The sequence below is a fragment of the Stutzerimonas kunmingensis genome (assembly GCF_014764705.1).
In the GTDB taxonomy this organism is placed as follows: domain Bacteria; phylum Pseudomonadota; class Gammaproteobacteria; order Pseudomonadales; family Pseudomonadaceae; genus Stutzerimonas.
In genome coordinates, this window is sequence record NZ_JACXXG010000006.1 from 12047 (window position 1) to 30538 (window position 18492).

Genomic DNA, 18492 nt, shown 5'->3' on the forward strand with positions numbered 1-18492 from the left:
CCGCGGTTTCTGTGTTGCCTATCGAAAGCTGCGGCGATTCCTTGGATTTGTAGTATCGAGTTCGCTCGTGAACAGTGGTTGCGGTGCAAATAGCGAGGTATACATCGCTTGCTAACCGCTCAGTGGTGATTGCACCGGCTGGGTGATTCGGTCCAGATACGGAAAGGCCGGGCAAATGCCCGGCCTTTCTGTCACACACTCAGCGATCAGATGCTGTCGAGTTGCGGGTTCAGGCGGTCCAGCAGGCGCTTGCTGCGGCGGCCGTTCTGCAGGTCGCTCAGATCCGTCAGGCGCACGCGATCCTTCGGCTCGACCTTCAACTCCACGCCGCTGACGTCGCCGAGTAGAGCCTTCCTGAGCAGTTCGCAACTGTCTTCCATGCCCTTTGGCAGGTCCTTGAATTCACGGCTGCAGTCCTTTTCGGTCTGTTCAACGACCTTCTCGTAATGCGCCTTGCGCTGTTTTTCGCCGCTGCCTTCGGTGGGGTTCATTGGGGTGTTGTAGCGCTGATACAGAGCAATGCTGCGCTCGGCCATGCCGCGATCCTTAACGCTGAACGAGGCGCTTTGCAATTCGGCGCGCTCGACGCTCGACGCCAAGTCACCCAGCTCGCTCATGAATGCCCGCTGCCCCCGGTCGTCGCCACCGAAGCTTTCGCTCAGGCGCTGCAGCTTGCGATTCAAATCCCGCAGGTTGCTCAGCCGGTAGCTGACACGCGAATCGAACAGTTCTGGCAGGTCGACTGCCAGCTCTGTCTCCAGGGTGCCGGCATCGTCATCGATATCCACGTAGATCTCGACGTCATAGGGCTTGAGTTCGGCCAGCCCACTGATCAGCGCGGGTTCGAACCCGCGAGCGGTCGCCATGCCTCGGCCGAAGCCGCCGCCGGCCATCGCGCCGAGGCTGCTCAGGCCACCGAGTGCGCGGGTGTCGGCCTCGACGCCGTTGAAGCGCAGGCGCAAGCGGGTCCGCTCGTCGTTAATGGAGCGGTCGCTGATGATGACTTCAGCCACCTGCAGGCTTGGCTCGCGTCCACCGGCTTCCACTTGCAGCTCGGAGATTGTCACGCGGCCGCCGAAGGGGCTGGACGAAACCGACTTCCAACGCAGGGTGTCCTCAAGCTCGTGCTCGTAAACCCAGTCTTCGATCAGCTTTTCTGCCTGGCTGCTGCTGTAGGCGCTCAGGCCAAAGTAGCCGGCCACCAGTACGGCAACGGCAGCGCCGGCGATCAGGGGTAGGCGCTTGCTCATTCGTCATCTCCTTGGAGTTCGGCACGTTCGGGCCAGGCTTGTTGTATCAGCGATTTGGCCTCTTCCGGCGTCCAGTCCGGGTCACCGATTTCATGGCGTGCAAGTTTCAGCGGGTCGCGCAGGTCGGCGCAGCCCTTCTCGGTACACGCCTGTAGCGTAGTGGCGCTGATCAGCGTCAGCGGCAGGTTTTGCTCATCCTTGCGCGATGCATCCAGGCGCGCCTCGCCCTTGACCAGGAACCAGCCCTCGTCGGCGTCTTGCTCGCTGTCTTTGGTATCCAATACCGCAGGGTACGGATAGTCGACCTCCCAGCCACCATCGGTCTTGCCATCGATATGCACGATCTGGCTGTACCCCTGCGCGCGGCCTTGCATCATCGCGGCATAGCCACCGCCACTGAACGGCGAGTAGCTGGCATCGCTGAGGATGCGTCCATAGAGCTCTTCGGGTTTGCGAGTTTCACGGCGCAGTTGACGATACAGCTGCAGCTGTTGCTCTGCCTGGCGGGCCAGCAGCTCGCGCTGACGCTGGGCTTCACGCTCGCGCTCCAGCTCGGCGCGGCGCTGCAGTTCAGCTTCCTTGCGCTCGTATGCGAACAGGTGGTTATCGGCGCGGGCCGGGTCGTATTCCCACTTCTTGGTACGGTAATGACGCGAAAGCGAAATGTCGTAGAGCCAGAAATCCCGATCGCCCTCGTACAGCCCTTTTTCCAGATCCCGCATGCCGTAGAACTGGATCGCTCTGATCTTGGGCGCGCTCTTGTCGAGGTGTGCGGTGGCGAGGTCGATTGTCCGGCGAATGCTTTCCAGGTCGCGGAAAAGGTCACGGGTTTCGGTCAGAGCGATCAGCGTGACGCTACCGGCATTCCAGTGGCCGTTATAGCTATGGCCCATGCGCAGCAGGTAATGCACCTTGCTGGCAGGTTCGCTATGCAACAGCAGCAACAGGTTCTTGCGTTGGTCGATACCCACTACCGGAAGCTGCGGCGCGTCGCCGTAGATTTCCAGGCCATCCAGGAAGCTGCCTTTGAACTGATGCAGACGCACGCCATCGCGGCGGTTGAGCGTCAGCGAGCCGCTGCCCTGCGCGTAGCCGTCCGGGCCGCATGTCACGCCGCTGGATGTCGCGGAGATATTCGCTATGTCGTCCTCCGGCTTGAACCCCAGGCGGAAGCGGCAGCCGTTCTGATCGGTGATCTCTGTGATGAAGTCGGCCTTGGCAAAAACATCCCGGGCCAGCGGCGGTTGCCAGCCGTTGACGCTGAACTCTTTGGCGATAACCGGGGCGGGGGCCACGGCCTGCTCAACCGAGGCTGGCTTTTCTGCCGGCTCAGCGGGTTGGGCGTCGGCTAAAGGTGCTGTCGGCGCTGGGGATGCGGCTGGGGGTTGTGGTGCTTCGGCTTGCGTCGGTTTGGCCGGTTCCGGCTCTGCGGTGGCCGGAGCGGTCTCGCGCGCAGCAGGTGCAGCGGAAGCGGGGGCTTCAGCAGGCGCTTGGGCGACGGTTGGCGCAGGGGCTTGCTCGGCTGCAGGCTGCGGAGCTGCCGGGGCAGTATCTGCTGCTTGCGCCAACCAGCCGGCGGCCTGGCTGGCGCTACCGCTGGCCTGGGTCTTGCCGGTGCTGTCTACACTGGTCCAGCTCAGTTGCGTGGCGCTCGAGCACTGAGTGGCGAACAGGCCGCCAAGTTTTGGTAGCAAGCGGTTGATGGAGTCCTGGTCTGCTGGGCCGGCAAATGCGAAACGCAGCTTCAGGTTGTCGCTGCACCAAGGCTGGCCATCGGCGTGGTCGACAAAGACTTCGACGTTTTCCGCCTTCGAATAGGCCAGCCGATGGCTGGCTGCCTGGGCCGAAGCCGTTACGGCCAGGCTTAAGGCCAGCAGGGAAATGTGGCGTACGTTCATCAGATCAGCTCCCAGGCACCGTCGGCCGCCTGGCAGGCCTTGGCAGTCTGCTGCTCATTGCTGCCCTGGGCTGTCACGTCGTACTTGATTGTCCGGCAGGTGGCCTGGGCCGTCATGGCCTGCTCGACCGGAACAGCATCCAGATCGATGGCGTCCAAATCGATGCCCTTGGAGGCTGCGCTGGCGAGATCGAGGCTGTCGAGATCGGTCGCCGTTTCGGCTGCGGCGGTCTGGGTCGACTGGGCAGGCTTTTTAACCTGAGCCACCAACGGCGCGTAAACATAGCCGATGGTTACGCCGCGGCGGCCCACCATGATCCAGTCATTGTCGGTGCGGCCAATCGCGGTAAAGGTGGTACCGGTTGGCAACCCTGCAACCTTTTCGGCTTTGAGGTCAGGCGCATTGCGTACGTTCGCCGATTTAACCGCCTGGTAGGGCTGGTTGATGAGGGTCATGTTCGCTACCGGCTGCACTTTGGGAGTGCGCTTGACTGCGACTTCACGCTGTACGGTTTCGGTCTTGATCGGGGTAATGGTGGCTTTGGCATCGCTGTGGCTCGACGACCACTGAGTGGCCTGGCCATCCTGGGTGTACTGCAGCGCTTGCTGGGTCTGCAGCGCAAGCGCCTCGCGATCTCGCACGTCAAGCTTCGCGCCGATAGTCTTGCCCAGGTAACCGCCGGCCAGTGCGCCTGCGATCATCGCTGCGGTGCGACCGCTACCGTTTCCAACCTGGCTACCGATGAGAATGCCTGCTGCGGTGCCGACCAGGGTGCCGATGTTCTCTTTGTTCGCCCACTCGTTTTCGGCCATGTTGGCGCAACCGGCGCTGAACACGATGGCGCTGCTGAGCAACAGCACGCTGGTTTTTTTTGCAAAGCCCATGAGGTAGTCCTTATCTGAATGGCTGGCAGGTAGCATTCAGGACTGACGCGACGGCCGTTGCAGTGCCGACGGGGCTGCCGTTTCAATCCCTGAAATGGCCGGCAATTACACACAAATATGGCCTGCATCACAAACTCAAAAGCGTCTAGGACGGCAATTCGAGTGCGAACGGCTGAAGCTGCAGGGGTTTGGCAGTGCCGTGGCGGTCGGCTTTCAGCTCAACTGGCCGACAATCCGAAGGGCTGAAGTTGACGCCGTACAAGGCTTATTGGGCAGTAACGATCTGACCGCCGGCGACCAGTGCACGCAATGAATGTAGTGGCCGCCATGCGTCGATCTGTCACGCCGGGGCTGGTGTGGCTACACCTTGCGGCTTCCACTCCTGCAAGCGGTCCAGGCTGCCGCGGTAATGCTTTAGCCCCATGCCGAGCAGGATCATCGCGCCGACAAGGGCGATGCCGGTGGCGATCAGCAGCGAATAGCGCAGGGCGTTGTCGTCGCCGAAGACGAAGTCGGTGCCCAGCGCCACCGCGGTCGGGCCGATGCCCAGGCCGACCATGGTGATGACGAACAGGTACACCGCCGACGCCTGGCCGCGCATGGAGTTGGGCATGATCTCCTGGATCGCCGCCGGGCCGACGCCGAAGGGCATGGCGATGGTGAAGACGTGCAGGGCGATCAGCGCCAGTGCCAGTTCGCCGGTGCCGGCCAGGTAGGCGAGATTGAGCGGCAGGGTCAGCGCGGCGGAGATGATGCCGACGCGCAGCGGTGCGTCGCGATAACCGCGGCGGTGCAGCAGGTCCGACAGCCGCCCGCCGGCGATGATGCCGATCGAGCCGGCCACCGCCACCACCGAGCCGTAGAGCACGCCAACGTCGCTGGCCGACCAGCCGTAGGTGCGGATGAAGAATGTCGGAATCCACGCCTAACTGCCGTAGGCGGCGAACGCCAGGCAGGCGAAGCCGAAGTTGTGGCAGAGCACGGTGCGCCGGTTCTGGCGAATGTATCCGGCTACCTCGCTCAACGGCACCTCGACGCCGGCGCCGACGCCCTTGCGCGACGGCTCGCGGATCAGCAAGAGCACGGCGGTGAACAGCACGCCCGCCGCGCCGAGTACGAGGAAGATCAGCTGCCAGGGGCGCACCATGCCAAGCACCGGCAACTCCACATCGCCCTGTGCCGAAGCGAACTTGACCACCAGCCCGCCGAGCAGAAAGGCCAGACCGGAGCCGATGTAGATCCCCATCGAATAGACGCTCATCGCGGTGCCGCGCAGCTTGGGCGGGAAACTGTCGGCAATCAGCGAGTAGGCCGAAGGCGACAGCGCGGCCTCGCCGACACCGACGCCGATGCGGAACACCAGGAACTGCCAGAAGGTGCGTGCGGTGCCGCACAGCGCGGTCATCAGGCTCCACACCAGCACGCCGATGGCGATGATGCCGCGGCGGCTCTTGCGGTCGGCCAGGCGCCCGATGGGCACGCCGCAGATGGTGTAGAACACCGCGAAGGAGAAGCCCATGAGCAGGCTCATGTGGGTGTCGGTGATGTCCAGGTCACGGCGGATCGGCTCGACCAGCAGGTTGAGGATTTGCCGATCGACGAAGGACAGCACGTAGGCGAGCATGAGGATGGCGACCGTGACCCAGGCGCGGGTTTGCGAGGGGTAGCCGTTATTGTTGTTGTGCATGGCAAGGCTCCATTGGCGAGGAGGGCTGTAACCAGCCCATCCTCACTTTTGTCGGAGATCAGCCATCCGGCAAGGTGAATAACCCTCGCATATGTTTCGAAATATGCTAGCAGTGTTCCGCTCTGCGAAATTGACGATTATGGGTCATGCCACCGTTTGTTGTTGACCCGGCATCAGCTCTGGCAACAGATGTGGTGTCCAGAGGTTGTCGGCGAAACTGCGACGGAAGAAGCCGAAGTGGCCGATCCGCGTGGCGCCGATTTCCGCGGGCGCGATGCGCTGCATGGTTTTCGGTGCCGAGCTGTAGAAGCCATGCAGGGATTCGGTGTTGCGCGCCGACATCATTTCGTCGTCGCTGAAGGACAGCGAGGTCAGGGGCGTGCGCACGGCTGCGAAGGCCTGGCGCACGGGCTCGCCCTCGACACCGACCAGGTAGTCCGGATGCAGGCACCAGCGCCGCCACTGGCGAATCACCCCGGCGGGCAGGTCGCCGACCGCCCCGATGCGACCGCCGGGGAAGTAGCCGGCCACGGCGGTCAGTACGGGCGCCAGACCATGCCAGAGCAGCCAGGCCTTGTTGCGGATCTGCGGGCTGTTCTCGCGCCAGTAGCCGCTGCCGGCGGCAATGGTGACGATGCGGGTCAGGCGCTCATGGCCGTTGACCAGCGGCAGGGTCTGCGCGCCGACACTGTGGCCGATCCAGTACAGCGGCAGCTCACCGGCAACCTCGGCCGCCGCGGCGAGCACCGCGCTGCAGTCGTGGCGCGCCCAGTCGAGGATATCGACGTTCAACTGGCGGAGCGGCACCCGCCGCGAGCGGCCCATGCCCAGGTAATCGAAGGTCACCGCCAAGTAGCCCTGGCCGGCCAGCCAATTGGCAAAGTCGGTGTAGAAGCGCTGCGGCACGCCCATCGCCGGCGCGATCAGCACGACGCCGCATGGCAGGCTGCTCGGCTGATACCAGTAGCTGGACAGGGCATGGCCGTTGCCGTTGTCGATGGAGCGTTCTTCAACCTGTATCGTCGCCATCTTGTTGTTCTCCGCGCTTCTGCGATTGCTGCGATCGGTGCAGTATACGAAGGGTAGAAGATAATTCTAGAAAAATATTCTAGTTCAGACTGGAGGCCGGATGGCCCGTAGTAGCCGCAAGCAGGAAATCCTTCAGGCCGCACTCGCCTGTTTCACCGAGTTCGGCGTGGAGGCGACCACCATCGAGATGATTCGTGATCGTTCCGGCGCCAGCATCGGCAGCCTCTATCACCACTTCGGCAATCGCGAGCGGATCATCGCCGCGCTGTATCTGGAAGGCATCGGAGAGTACGCCGCGCTGCTCGAAGCCGGGCTGATCGAGACGCTGGACGCGGAAGCCTGCGTCCGGCTTTTCGTCACCAGCTACATCGACTGGGTGGTGGCGAACCCGGATTGGGCCCGCTTCGTCCTGCACAACCGCGGGCGGGTCGAGGCCGGGGAGATGGGTGAACGGCTGCGCGAGGTCAATCGCACCCACGGCGAGCGGGTTGGGGCAATTCTGCGGCGCCATCGCGAAAGCGGAGCCTTTCGGCGGATGCCCGGCGACTGCTTTCTCGCGGTGGTGATCGGACCCTGCCACGACATGGCGCGCAACTGGCTGGCGGGGCGTTCCCGCACTGCGCTGGCCGACTGCCGCGAGCTGCTCGCGGACATCGCCTGGGCCAGCGTCAGGGCCTGACGATCAGACGCCGAGGCTTTCGATATCCCGAGCGAGCATTTCCAGCTGGTGGGCCAGCGAGTTCTTCAGGGTTTCCTCGCTGAGCTGGAATGACGGCGCGCCGCAGGTGAGCGCCATGATGCTGCCGTCGGCCAGGTGCAGTGGCACACCGGCGGCCATCACGTTGCGGTCCCAGTCGCCGAGCGACAGACAGAAGCCGTGCTGCGTGAACTCCTCGAACGAGGCGTGCAGCGAAGCCTCGATGGCGGCCCAGCCATCGCCGTACTTGCTGGCCAGAGCGGCCATCAGATGCTCGCGTTCCTTCTCCGGGGTGGCGGCGAGAAAGGCGCGGCCAGCGGCGGTGGTGGCCAGCGGCAGACGCACGCCGGCGTCCATGCGCAGGGTGGTGACCTCGGCCGGGCGGCAATTCTCCACGTAGATCATCGACAGCCGGTCGCGGCAGGTCAGGCCCACGGTGGTGTTGGTGCGGCGGGCGAACTCGTCCATGTACGGCTTGGCCAGCTGGCGCACACGCAGGTTGGAGACGTAGGCGTAGCCGAGCGCCAGCACGCCGGAATCGAGCTGGTACTTCTCCAGCTGCTGCGAATAGCTGAGGTAGCCGAGCTTGGTCAGCGTGTAGGTCATGCGCGACACGGTGGGCTTGGGTAGCCCGGTGATGCGTGCGATGTCCTGGTTGCCCATCACCACCGAGCCATGGGTAAAGGCACGTAGCACGTCCAGCCCGCGGGCGAGGGCCTCGACGAACTTGCGATCCTTGGGGGTGCCGGTGTCTTCGATGTCGTCGCTCATGGTCTCGGTCTGTCTGGCTAGTGGGCAGCGGTGGCGAACGATAGCAGATCGCCCGACGCCGGGCAGTGCGGCCATTGGCGATCATTGCGACGGAAAAAGCGATCTACTACTATCGGATTCGACATCCAGTTTCGCACAGTAAAACAATAATTCATTTTGGAGAATGTCGATGTCCGCTTCCGTGCAAGGCTACGTGGCTACCGAACTCGCCCGTGGCGGCTACCAGAACGTCCATGACCTGCTGGTTCAGGCCTGCGCGAAGCATCCGCAGCGCGCGGCATTTTCCTGTGGCGACGACCAGCTCACCTACGCCGAGCTGGGCAGTCTTGCCGACGCGTTCGCGCGCTACCTGCGGCATCACGCCGGGCTGCAACCCGGTGACCGGCTGGCGCTGCAGCTGCCCAATTCGTTGCAATATCCCATCGCCGTGTTCGGCGCACTCAAGGCCGGGCTGGTGATCGTCAATACCAATCCGCAGTACACGGCCGCCGAAGCCCGCCATCAGTTCCGCGATTCCGGCGCCAGGGCGATCCTTGTGCTCGATCGGCTGCTGCCGCTGGTACGCGCGGTGCAGGCGGACACCGAGCTGGAGCACGTAATGCTCACCAGCGTCGATGATCTGCAGAGGCCGATTCACGAAGGCAGCGAGGCGGGAACGCAGCGCTTCATGCAGGCCCTGCGGCTGGGGGCGGAAAGCCCGCCTCTGGAACGCGAAGCAGGCCTCGACCGGCTGGCGTTGTTGCAGTACACCGGCGGTACGACCGGCGTTTCCAAGGGCGCGATGCTCAGTCACCGCAATCTGCTAGCCAACGTGCTGCAGACCATTGAGCTGTTCGACAAGCCGGGTCTGCTGGAGCCTGAAAAGGATGTGCGCATCGCGCCGCTGCCGCTGTATCACATCATGGCGTTTGCCACGAACTGCCTGAGTTCGGTGGGTATGGGCCTGCACACCGTATTCATCCGGGACGGGCGCAATCTGGACGAAACCATCGGTGCCATGCAGCGCTATCCGTTCAGCCTGCTCAGCGGCATCAACACGCTGTTCGTCGGGCTGATGAATCACCCGGAGTTTCGCAGCATCGATTTCTCCAATCTGAAGTGGGCGACGTCCGGCGGCGCGCCGCTCAACAGTGAAGTCGGGCGTCGCTGGCAGGCACTGACCGGGGCGCCGATCCGCGAAGGTTTCGGCCTGACCGAGGCCTCGCCTGTTGTGGCGACCGGTACACAGCTGAGCCCTTACCGCGAGGGCTACATCGGCCAGGCGCTGATCGAAACCGAGCTGCGCACCGTGGATGACGAGGGCAACGACGTAGCGCCGGAAATGCCGGGCGAGCTATGGCTGCGCGGCCCGCAGGTGATGCGGGGCTACTGGCAGCGACCGGACGAGACGGCCAAGGTGCTCACGCCCGAGGGATGGCTGAAGACTGGGGATATCGCCTTGCTGGATGCCGCGGGCTTCGTGAAGATCGTCGATCGCAAGAAGGACATGATCCTGGTCTCCGGCTTCAACGTCTTTCCCAACGAGATCGAGGATGTGCTGATGCAGCATCCATCCGTGCGTGAATGCGTGGCGGTCGGCGTACCGGATGCGCGCAAGGGTGAGGCAGTGAAGGTCTTCGTCAGCCTCAAGGACGATGCGGCCGACGAGCAGGCGTTGCTCGAGCATTGCCGGCAGTATCTCACCGGCTACAAGATGCCGAGCTATCTCGAGCTGCGCGACGAGCTGCCGAAGACAGCCGTGGGCAAGTTGCTGCGTCGGCAGCTGCGCGACGAGGCGCGGGGTAGCGCGGGTTGATTGCCACCTATATATAGGTGTGAGCTGACGAACGGGCTGCAGTGCTCAGGCCCCGGTCGGCATCGAGCAGCAACTCTCGAAGGCACGGCAGTCGGGCGGAAATTTCAATCCGCGCTTGTTGCCCTAGGGGGTTTCTGATATAAAGCAGCGCTCTTTTCTAGGGGCCCGGTATCTTCGTTCGCAACGTGGCCGGTAAGACCCCCATGAAACGTGGCGCTGAGCGCCGAACTGACAAGTGAATTCAAGCGGCCAACCCATGCCGGGTTGGGCATGTGGTTTTAGAGGGCTGAGGCATGTCGAGAGTCTGTCAAGTTACCGGTAAGGGTCCGGTAACCGGGAACAACGTTTCCCACGCAATGAACAAAACCCGTCGTCGTTTCCTGCCGAACCTGCAGCATCATCGCTTCTGGGTCGAGTCGGAGAACCGCTTCGTCCGTCTGCGCCTGAGTGCCAAAGGCATGCGCATCATCGACAAGCGCGGCATTGACGTCGTTCTGTCCGAGCTGCGCGCCCGCGGCGAAAAGGTTTAAGGAGAGCAATCATGCGTGACCTGATCCGTTTGGTGTCCAGCGCCGGTACCGGCCACTTCTACACCACCGACAAGAACAAGCGCACCACCCCCGACAAGATCGAAATCAAGAAATTCGATCCGGTCGTACGCAAGCACGTGATCTACAAGGAAGCCAAGATCAAGTAATTGATCGGCCCTTGAAGAAAGAACCCGCCTCTCGGCGGGTTTTTTCGTTTCTGGCGAACGCTTGGTGTCGATGCCTGACACCAGTCGTCGTTCGCGTTGCCTAGTTTGATATGCATCATGTACGGCGCCTGTCGAATTCGCCTATCGTGCGAGCTTTCTTTTCTCCCACTTTCGACACGAGGATGCGCAGCGCATGGCGAAGACGGACGGGCCCATCGCGGCAGACAGCAAGAGCACTTCCAGCATCGCCCTGCAGGCGGCTTCCGAAGATATCTGGGCACAGAAATACCGTCTGACCAGCAAGGACGGCACGCCGATCGATGACAGCGTCGACGCCACCTGGCAGCGCGTCGCCCGCGCCCTGGCTGACGTCGAGCCGGCCAAGCAGCGTGAGCACTGGCACGAGCGTTTCCTCTGGGCGCTGCGCAACGGCGCCATCCCGGCCGGACGGATCATCTCCAACGCCGGCGCGCAGGATTACAAGCCGGCTACCTCGACCATCAACTGCACTGTCTCGGGTTCGATCACCGACTCGATGGATGACATCCTCGGCAAGGTCCACGAGGCCGGTCTGACGCTCAAGGCCGGTTGCGGCATCGGCTACGAGTTCAGCACCCTGCGTCCGCGCGGCTCCTTCGTCTCGGGTGCCGGTGCGCACACCAGCGGCCCGCTGTCGTTCATGGATATCTTCGACAAGATGTGCTTCACCGTGAGTTCGGCCGGCGGCCGCCGCGGCGCGCAAATGGGCACCTTTGATGTCGGCCATCCGGATGTGCGCGAGTTCATCCGCGCCAAGCGCGAAGACGGCCGACTGCGCCAGTTCAACCTGAGCCTGTTGATCACCGATGAATTCATGCAGGCGGTGGAGGTCGACGGCGAGTGGCCGCTGATCTTCCCGGTGCACGCCAAGGAAGCCGCCGAGCTCGACCTGGCGGACGCCGAGCATGTACTCTGGCGCGAATGGCCGGTGCATGACGGCTACATCGTGCGTGACGACGGCCTGGTGGCCTGCAAGATATACGGGCGGGTCAAGGCGCGGCATCTGTGGGACATGATCATGGTCTCCACCTATGACTACGCCGAGCCGGGCTTCATCCTCATCGACCGCGTCAACCAGCTGAACAACAACTGGTGGTGCGAAGCGATCCGTGCGACCAACCCCTGTGGTGAGCAGCCGCTGCCGCCGTACGGGTCGTGTCTACTGGGCTCGATCAACCTGACCAACTTCGTGATCGACCCGTTCGGCGTCGAAGCGCGCTTCGACTGGGACAAGTACCGCGAAGTGGTGCGCGTCTTCACCCGCATGCTGGACAACGTCGTCGAGATCAACGGCCTGCCGCTGGAGCAGCAGCGCCACGAGATCGAGAGCAAGCGCCGCCACGGCATGGGCTTCCTCGGTCTCGGCTCGACCCTGACCCTGCTCAAGCTGCGCTATGGCAGCCCGGAAGCCTGCGTGTTCACCGAGGAAGTTTCCCGCGAGATGGCGCTGGTCGGCTGGGAGCAGGCGCTGGAGCTGTCCAAGGAAAAGGGCCCGGCACCGTTGCTGAGCCAGACCTTCGAAGTTACCGCCGAAATGCTGCGCAAGCGTCCGGAAATGGCCAAGGACGGTTACAAGGTCGGCGACCAGATTGCCGGCCGTGTGCTGCACGCCAAATACTCGCGGTATATGCAGAAGATCGCCGAATACGCGCCCGATCTGATCGAGGCACTGGCCGAGCAGGGCGCGCGCTTCACCCACCACAGCTCCATCGCGCCCACCGGCACCATCAGCCTCAGCCTGGCCAACAACGCTTCCAACGGCATCGAGCCGAGCTTCGCCCATCACTACTCGCGCAACCTGATCCGTCCGGGCCGCAAGGCCAAGGAGAAGATCGAGGTGTTCAGCTACGAGCTGCTGGCCTATCGCACGCTGATCAATGCACGCGCCAAGCCCGGCTCCGACGAGCCGGGCGAGAAGCTGCCGGACTACTTCATCACCGCCGATGACGTCAGCCCGACCCAGCATGTGGACATCCAGGCCGCGGCGCAGAAGTGGGTCGACTCATCGATCTCCAAGACCGCCAACGTGCCGACCGACTACCCGTTCGAAGCGTTCAAGGACATCTATCGCTACGCCTGGCGCCAGGGCCTCAAGGGCTGCACCACCTTCCGCTTCAACCCTGCGGCATTCCAGGGCGTGCTGGTCAAGGAGGCCGACCTGGAAAAGACCCTGTACCGCTTCACCCTTGAAGACGGCAGCGTGGTCGAGCTCAAGGGCAACCAGGAAGTCGAGTACGACGGCGAGGTGAACACCGCCGCCAACCTCTTCGACGCCCTCAAAGAAGGCTACTACGGCAAGTACTGATTCCGCCTGAACCGCTTGTACGCCGGGCCGTTCATGGCCCGGCAGGAGAGATTGCACAATGACCGTAAAGATCACCCAGCGCATCAAGGGCTTCAAGGTCGTCGACGAGACCCTCGAGCGTCCCGCGACCGCCACCAGCGGCAGCGATGGCACAGCGAGCAAGGCCGTCAACGTGGTGGAGATGGACGAGAGCCTGCAGCGCCCGGAAACCCTGATCGGCATGACCTACAAGATCAAGTCGCCGCTGTTCGAACATGCGCTGTACGTCACCGTGAACGACATCGTGCTCAACGCCGGCACGCCGCACGAGCAGCGCCGGCCGTTCGAGATCTTCATCAACTCGAAGAACATGGACCACTTCCAGTGGATCGTCGCGCTGACCCGGATCATGTCCGCGGTGTTCCGCAAGGGCGGCGACTGCACCTTCCTGGTGGAGGAACTGAAGGCGGTATTCGACCCGCGTGGCGGCTACCTGAAGAAGGGCGGCGTCTACATGCCGTCGATCGTCGCCGAGATCGGCGCAGTGCTGGAGCGCCATCTGATCGCCATCGGCATGCTCGAAGGCCATGCGCTGGACGAGACCCAGCTCAAGTACCTGGCCGAGAAGCGTGCCGCCTACGAGGCGAGCCAGGGTGCGGTGGCGGTCGAGCCGGGCGAGGGTTTCCCGGCCGGCGCGCAGCTGTGCAACAAGTGCAACACCCAGGCGGTGGTGCAGATGGACGGCTGCGCGACCTGCCTCAATTGCGGCAACTCCAAGTGTGGTTGATCCGGTTTCGCTGATTCGCGAGCCGGCTTCGTCAGGCCCCCCTTTACCAGGGCAATCGCATGAAGAGAACCGTTCTCGTTCATACGATCAAAACACAGGCTTTTGTGAAGGGAGAACCCCTCGTCGTTAGCGTTACCACTCTCATGGAAGCTATCCAGCGTCTGGTATTGGATACGGAGGCGCGGGCTGGCACCCCTCACTCCTGCCGGCGCAGCGCTCAGACCGCCACCAGATGATCCTCGCCGACCGCGTCGAAGCGCTGCGGCGGCGCCCGGAAGCCCTGCGGCTTGATCGGATCGGGCGCCTCGAAGGCCTCGAGCAGCGCCTTGAAGTCGCGCCGGCGGTCGACGTCGGGCATGGGCACCGCCTCTAGCAGGCGCCGCGTGTAGGGATGCCGCGGATTGTGCAGCACCTGGTCGCGGCGACCGATCTCGACGATCTTCCCTCCATACATCACCGCCACCCGGTGACAGATGCGCTCGACCACCGCCAGGTCGTGAGAGATGAACAGGTAGCTCAGACCATGCGTCTCGCGCAGCCGCTCGAGCAGTTCCAGCACCTGCGCCTGCACCGAGACGTCCAGCGCCGAGACCGATTCGTCGGCGATGATCAGCTTCGGGTTGAGCGACAGCGCGCGGGCGATGCAGAGGCGCTGGCGCTGGCCGCCGGAGAACTGGTGCGGGTAACGGGTCATGGCGTCGGCGGCCAGGCCGACGTCCTCGAGCAGCGCGGCGACCCGCTCGCGGCGTTCGGCCAGCGGCAGGCGGTCGTGAATCAGCAGCGGCTCGCCGACCAGTTCCAGCACCGTCTTGCGCGGGTTGAGCGCAGCGTAGGGGTCCTGGAAGATCATCTGCACGTCGCGCCGCACGGCCTGTAGCGCCTCGCCCTGCAGGCCGTTGAGCTCGCGGCCGTCGAGCTTCACGCTGCCCTGGTAGGCGAGCATGTTCATCAGCGCCTTGCCGGTGGTGGACTTGCCGCAGCCGCTCTCTCCCACCAGCCCGAGGGTTTCGCCCTGGCGCAGGGTGAAGCTGACGTGCTCCACCGCGTGAACGTTGCGCACCGGTTCGAGCCAGCCGCCACGCACCGGAAAGCGCACGCACAGGTCGTTCACCTCCAGCAGCGGTGGGCGTTCACCGAGCGCCTCGGGCTCGCCGGCGCTGCCCAGCACCGGCACCGCGGCGAGCAACTTGCGCGTATAGGCCGCGGCGGGCGCGGCGAACAGCTGGCGCACCGGCGCCCGCTCCTCCATCCGCCCCTGGTTCATCACCACCACTTCGTCGGCCATCTCGGCGACCACGCCCATGTCGTGGGTGATCAGCAGCAGGCCGGTGCCGAAGCTCTGCTGCAGCTCGCGCATGAGTTCGAGGATCTGCGCCTGGATGGTCACGTCCAGCGCGGTGGTGGGCTCGTCGGCGATCAGCACGTCCGGTCGGCAGAGCATCGCCATGGCGATCATCACCCGCTGGCGCATGCCGCCAGACAGCTCGTGCGGGTACTGCGCCAGGCGCTTCTCGGCGTGCGGCATGCGCACCGCGTCGAGCATCTCGCGGGCGCGCCGGGCGATCTCGCGGCGCCCCAGCGGCTCGTGCCGGCGCAACGTTTCCTCGAGCTGCTGGCCGACCGTCATCAGCGGGTTCAGCGAGGTCATCGGCTCCTGGAAGATCATCCCCAGGCGCTTGCCGCGCAGCGGCTGCAGCTGCCGCTCGGGCAGGCCGAGCAGGTCGCGGCCCTCGAAGATGATCGCCCCGCCGGGCACGCTGGCGGCGCGCGGCAGCAGGCCCATGATCGCCAGCGAGGTGAGCGACTTGCCGCTGCCCGATTCGCCGGCGATGCACAGCGTGCGGCCGCGTTGCAGGGCGAAGCTCAGCTCGTCGACCACCCGCCTGGGGCCAAAGTCGATGGTCAGGCGTTCGACGGAGAGCACGGGGCGGTCGGGGGATGTCGAGGTGTTCACGGCGGTTCTCTGTAGATGTTCTGGCAGGAGCGAGGGACGCCAGCGCCTTTCACGAGCAAGCTCGCTCCTGCGAGGAAGGGCGTCGCCGTCAGGCGAACACCACCTTCGGCACGTAGAAGGACACCACCCAGTTGGGCAGGTCGACGATCTCGCTGATGCGCAGGTCGCCGCACACCGAGCAGAGCATGTAGGCCTGTTCGGCCGGCATCCTGTGCTCGCGGCAGAGCCAGTCGATGGCGCTGCTGACCGCGCCGCGGGCGGCCTGCATCAGGTCCGGGCCAATCCCGGTGAAGGCTTCGTAGCCGGTGCCGTCGAGGTGCCGGGTGACCGGCCCGGGAGTGCTGAAGCGCGGCGCGGCGAGCTTCTCGCCCTTGATCAGGTCGAGCGTGACCACGGCGTTCATCCGGCTTTCGATGGCCGTGCCGCAGACCTCGCCGTCGCCCTGGGCGGCGTGGGTGTCGCCGATGGAGAGCAGCGCACCTTCGACCTCCACCGGCAGGTACAGGGTGGTGCCGGCGGCCAGGTCGCGGATGTCCAGGTTGCCGCCGACGCGCCGCGGCGGCACCACCGAGTGCAGGCCGGGTTCGGCCGGGGCGACGCCGATGGTGCCGGCGAAGGGCTTGAGCGGTATCCGCGCGAAGTCGCCGAAGGCGGCCGGCGCCAGGCTCTCGGTGTCGTACTGCCAGAGCGCCAGGGCCGGTTCGAGGAACTGGTCGGCGAGCAGGCCGAAGCCGGGGATGTTGGCGGTCCAGCCGAAGCCGGACGGCTTGAAGCTGTCGATGGTGACCTTGAGCACGTCGCCGGGCATGGCGCCTTCGACGAACACCGGGCCGCTGACCGGGTTGATCCGGTCGAACGGCATGCTGGTGACGTCGGCGACGACGGAGTCCTTGGTGAAATGGCCGTTGGACGAGTCGTGGCATTCGAACTCGAGGGTAGTGCCGGGCGCCACCCGCTCCACCGGGGTGAAGCTGTTGTCCCAGCCGAAGTGGCTGTGGACGCTGTGAATCGTCTTGACCAAGCAGTTCTGACACATGGGGCGAGGCCCTCCTAGCAGGTCCGCGGCAGCGGGACGGCGAGCGCCCGCTGCCCGGCGGTTATTTCACCGAGATGTAGTCGTAGTTGACCGGCACGTGCACCGGGTCGACGTAGAGCGCGTCGTCGCCGGCCATGCGCGCCGAGCGCACGGTGAAGCGCTGCTCGTTGAAGATCGGTACCCAGGGCGCGTCGGCCATCGCCTCGAGGAACACCTCCTTCCACAGCGCGATGCGCTCGGCTTCCTGCGCCGGGTCGGCCATGGCATCAGCCTGCGCGGCCTTGGCATCGAGCGCCTTGTTGCAGTACAGCGCCCAGTTCCAGCCGCCATCGACCGCCCCGGCGCAACCGAGAATCGGCCCATAGAAATTCGACGGATCCGGGAAGTCGGCGATCCACCCCATACCGCCGGACCAGACCATCGGCGCCTGGTTCGGCTCGCTGCCGGCGGCGATCACGTTGGCCTGCGCCAGCGACTTGATCTGCGCGCGGATGCCGACCTTGGCCAGGTCCTGCTGGATCGACTGGGCGATGCGCGGCTGCGGGTCGGTGTTCATTACGAACAGCTCGGTGTCGAAGCCGTCGGCGAAGCCGGCCTCGGCGAGCAGCTTCTTCGCGTCCTCGACATCGTAGGCGTAGCCCTGGTAGTCCTCGGCGTAGCCGGGCATGGCCGGCGGCAGCGGCTGGTTGGCCGGGGTGGCGCGGCCGTTGATGATGCGCACGATGCGGTCCTTACTGATGGCCATGTTCACCGCCTGGCGCACCTTGAGGTTGTCGAACGGCGGCAGCGTGGTCTTCAGCGTCAGGTAGCCGGTGTGCAGCTGGTCGCCGACCACCAGCAGGTCCTTGTACTTCGGGTCCTTGCGGAACTGCAGGAACTTGGCCGGCGGCACGCCGTCGCCGGCGATGTCGACCTCGCCCTTCTCCAGGCGCAGCAGGGCGACCATGGGCTCCTGGCCGACCTCGAAGGTGATGCCGTCCAGACGCGGGATGCCGGCCTTGTAGTAGTCCGGATTCTTCTTGAACACCAGCTTCTGGCCCAGCTGCCAGTCGGCCAGGGTGAAGGCGCCGGTGCCGACCGGGTGCTTGCCGAAGTCGGCGCCCCATTTCTCGGCCTCTTCCCTGGGCACCACCGAGGCGAAGTTGATCGCCATCACGTGTAGGAAGGTGGCGTTGGGCGCGCTCAGGGTGATCTTCACGGTGTAGTCGTCGAGCACCTCAATGCCGCTCAGGGTCTCGGCCTTGCCCTCGGCCATGGCGTCGAAGCCGGCGATGGAGTTGAAGAAGCCGGCGCCCGGGCTCTGGGTCTTCGGGTTGACGGTGCGCTCGAGCGAGTACTTGACGTCCGCGGCCTTCATCTCGCGGCCGTTGTGGAACTTTACGCCCTTCTTCAGGGTGAAGGTGTAGACGGTGCCGTCCTCGGAGATGTCGTAGTCCTCGGCGAGGTCCTTCTCCAGCTCGGTGGTGCCCGGCTTGTAGTCCATCAGGCCGTCGAACAGGCTCTTGATCATCGACCAGTTCTGCCAGTCGTAGCCGATCGCCGGGTCTAGCGTGGCCACGTCGTTCTGGTAGGTCACCACGATGTCGCCACCGGCCTTGGGCTCGGCGGCCAGCAGCGGGCCGGCGAACAGGGTGGCCGCGATGGCCAGGGAAATTGCCTTGCGCTTCATGCTCCTTGCCTCTTT

The 18492-nt window shown here is 64.5% G+C and carries 14 protein-coding genes and 1 pseudogene; 6 read left to right on the plus strand and 9 right to left on the minus strand.

Going from position 1 to position 18492, the window contains the following annotated elements; translation table 11 throughout:
• Positions 1–206: 206 nt before the first annotated feature.
• The 5 genes and pseudogenes from IEG05_RS07310 to IEG05_RS07330 all read right to left on the minus strand — a co-directional run bounded on the left by IEG05_RS07310 (position 207) and on the right by IEG05_RS07330 (position 6748).
• Positions 207–1250, minus strand: coding sequence for a hypothetical protein (locus IEG05_RS07310; RefSeq protein WP_046618146.1), 1044 nt, complete (start codon positions 1248–1250; stop codon positions 207–209).
• Entirely contained in the window at positions 1247–3148 is a 1902-nt protein-coding gene (locus IEG05_RS07315; protein ID WP_052742200.1) for a hypothetical protein, read from the minus strand. The genes IEG05_RS07310 and IEG05_RS07315 overlap by 4 nt, the downstream gene beginning before the upstream one ends.
• On the minus strand, positions 3148–4032 hold the full coding sequence (locus tag IEG05_RS07320; protein WP_041015460.1) for an SH3 domain-containing protein: 885 nt from the start codon (positions 4030–4032) through the stop codon (positions 3148–3150). The genes IEG05_RS07315 and IEG05_RS07320 overlap by 1 nt, the downstream gene beginning before the upstream one ends.
• A gap of 340 nt (positions 4033–4372) precedes the next feature.
• Positions 4373–5719, minus strand: a pseudogene (locus IEG05_RS07325) (spinster family MFS transporter).
• Between the two features lie 144 nt (positions 5720–5863).
• Positions 5864–6748, minus strand: coding sequence for an alpha/beta hydrolase family protein (locus tag IEG05_RS07330; RefSeq protein WP_046618145.1), 885 nt, complete (start codon positions 6746–6748; stop codon positions 5864–5866).
• A gap of 100 nt (positions 6749–6848) precedes the next feature.
• On the opposite strand from IEG05_RS07330, the gene IEG05_RS07335 reads away from it, so the two are divergent.
• Positions 6849–7427 carry a TetR/AcrR family transcriptional regulator gene (locus IEG05_RS07335; protein WP_038664913.1) on the plus strand — a complete coding sequence of 193 codons (579 nt, stop codon included), beginning with the start codon at positions 6849–6851 and terminating at the stop codon, positions 7425–7427.
• A gap of 3 nt (positions 7428–7430) precedes the next feature.
• Here IEG05_RS07335 and IEG05_RS07340 read toward each other — a convergent pair whose 3' ends face one another.
• Positions 7431–8216: an IclR family transcriptional regulator gene (locus tag IEG05_RS07340; protein WP_046618144.1), complete on the minus strand. Its 786-nt coding sequence runs from the start codon at positions 8214–8216 to the stop codon at positions 7431–7433.
• Positions 8217–8385: 169 nt separating this feature from the next.
• Between IEG05_RS07340 and IEG05_RS07345 the strand changes: the two genes are divergently transcribed.
• The 5 genes from IEG05_RS07345 (at position 8386) to IEG05_RS07365 (ending at position 13818) form a co-directional block, all read left to right on the plus strand.
• Positions 8386–10011, plus strand: coding sequence for an AMP-binding protein (locus tag IEG05_RS07345; RefSeq protein WP_046618143.1), 1626 nt, complete (start codon positions 8386–8388; stop codon positions 10009–10011).
• A gap of 293 nt (positions 10012–10304) precedes the next feature.
• Positions 10305–10541, plus strand: a complete 237-nt coding sequence (rpmB, locus tag IEG05_RS07350; RefSeq protein WP_003284186.1) for a 50S ribosomal protein L28 — start codon at positions 10305–10307, stop codon at positions 10539–10541.
• A gap of 11 nt (positions 10542–10552) precedes the next feature.
• Positions 10553–10708, plus strand: a complete 156-nt coding sequence (gene rpmG, locus IEG05_RS07355) for a 50S ribosomal protein L33 (RefSeq protein WP_003284185.1) — start codon at positions 10553–10555, stop codon at positions 10706–10708.
• Between the two features lie 193 nt (positions 10709–10901).
• The gene (locus IEG05_RS07360; protein ID WP_046618142.1) at positions 10902–13052 is read left to right on the plus strand and encodes an adenosylcobalamin-dependent ribonucleoside-diphosphate reductase; all 2151 of its coding nucleotides are present in this window, start codon (positions 10902–10904) and stop codon (positions 13050–13052) included.
• A gap of 58 nt (positions 13053–13110) precedes the next feature.
• The gene (locus tag IEG05_RS07365) at positions 13111–13818 is read left to right on the plus strand and encodes a TSCPD domain-containing protein (RefSeq protein WP_011911357.1); all 708 of its coding nucleotides are present in this window, start codon (positions 13111–13113) and stop codon (positions 13816–13818) included.
• Positions 13819–14035: 217 nt separating this feature from the next.
• Here the strand turns inward: IEG05_RS07365 and IEG05_RS07370 are convergent, their stop codons facing one another.
• The 3 genes from IEG05_RS07370 to IEG05_RS07380 form a co-directional block, all read right to left on the minus strand.
• Positions 14036–15772 (minus strand): ABC transporter ATP-binding protein, encoded by a 1737-nt coding sequence (locus IEG05_RS07370; RefSeq protein ID WP_003160985.1) that lies wholly within the window; start codon positions 15770–15772, stop codon positions 14036–14038.
• A gap of 88 nt (positions 15773–15860) precedes the next feature.
• The gene (locus IEG05_RS07375; RefSeq protein WP_003160984.1) at positions 15861–16808 is read right to left on the minus strand and encodes an acetamidase/formamidase family protein; all 948 of its coding nucleotides are present in this window, start codon (positions 16806–16808) and stop codon (positions 15861–15863) included.
• A 61-nt stretch (positions 16809–16869) separates the two neighbouring features.
• Positions 16870–18477, minus strand: coding sequence for an ABC transporter substrate-binding protein (locus IEG05_RS07380; RefSeq protein ID WP_003160983.1), 1608 nt, complete (start codon positions 18475–18477; stop codon positions 16870–16872).
• Positions 18478–18492: the final 15 nt, after the last annotated feature.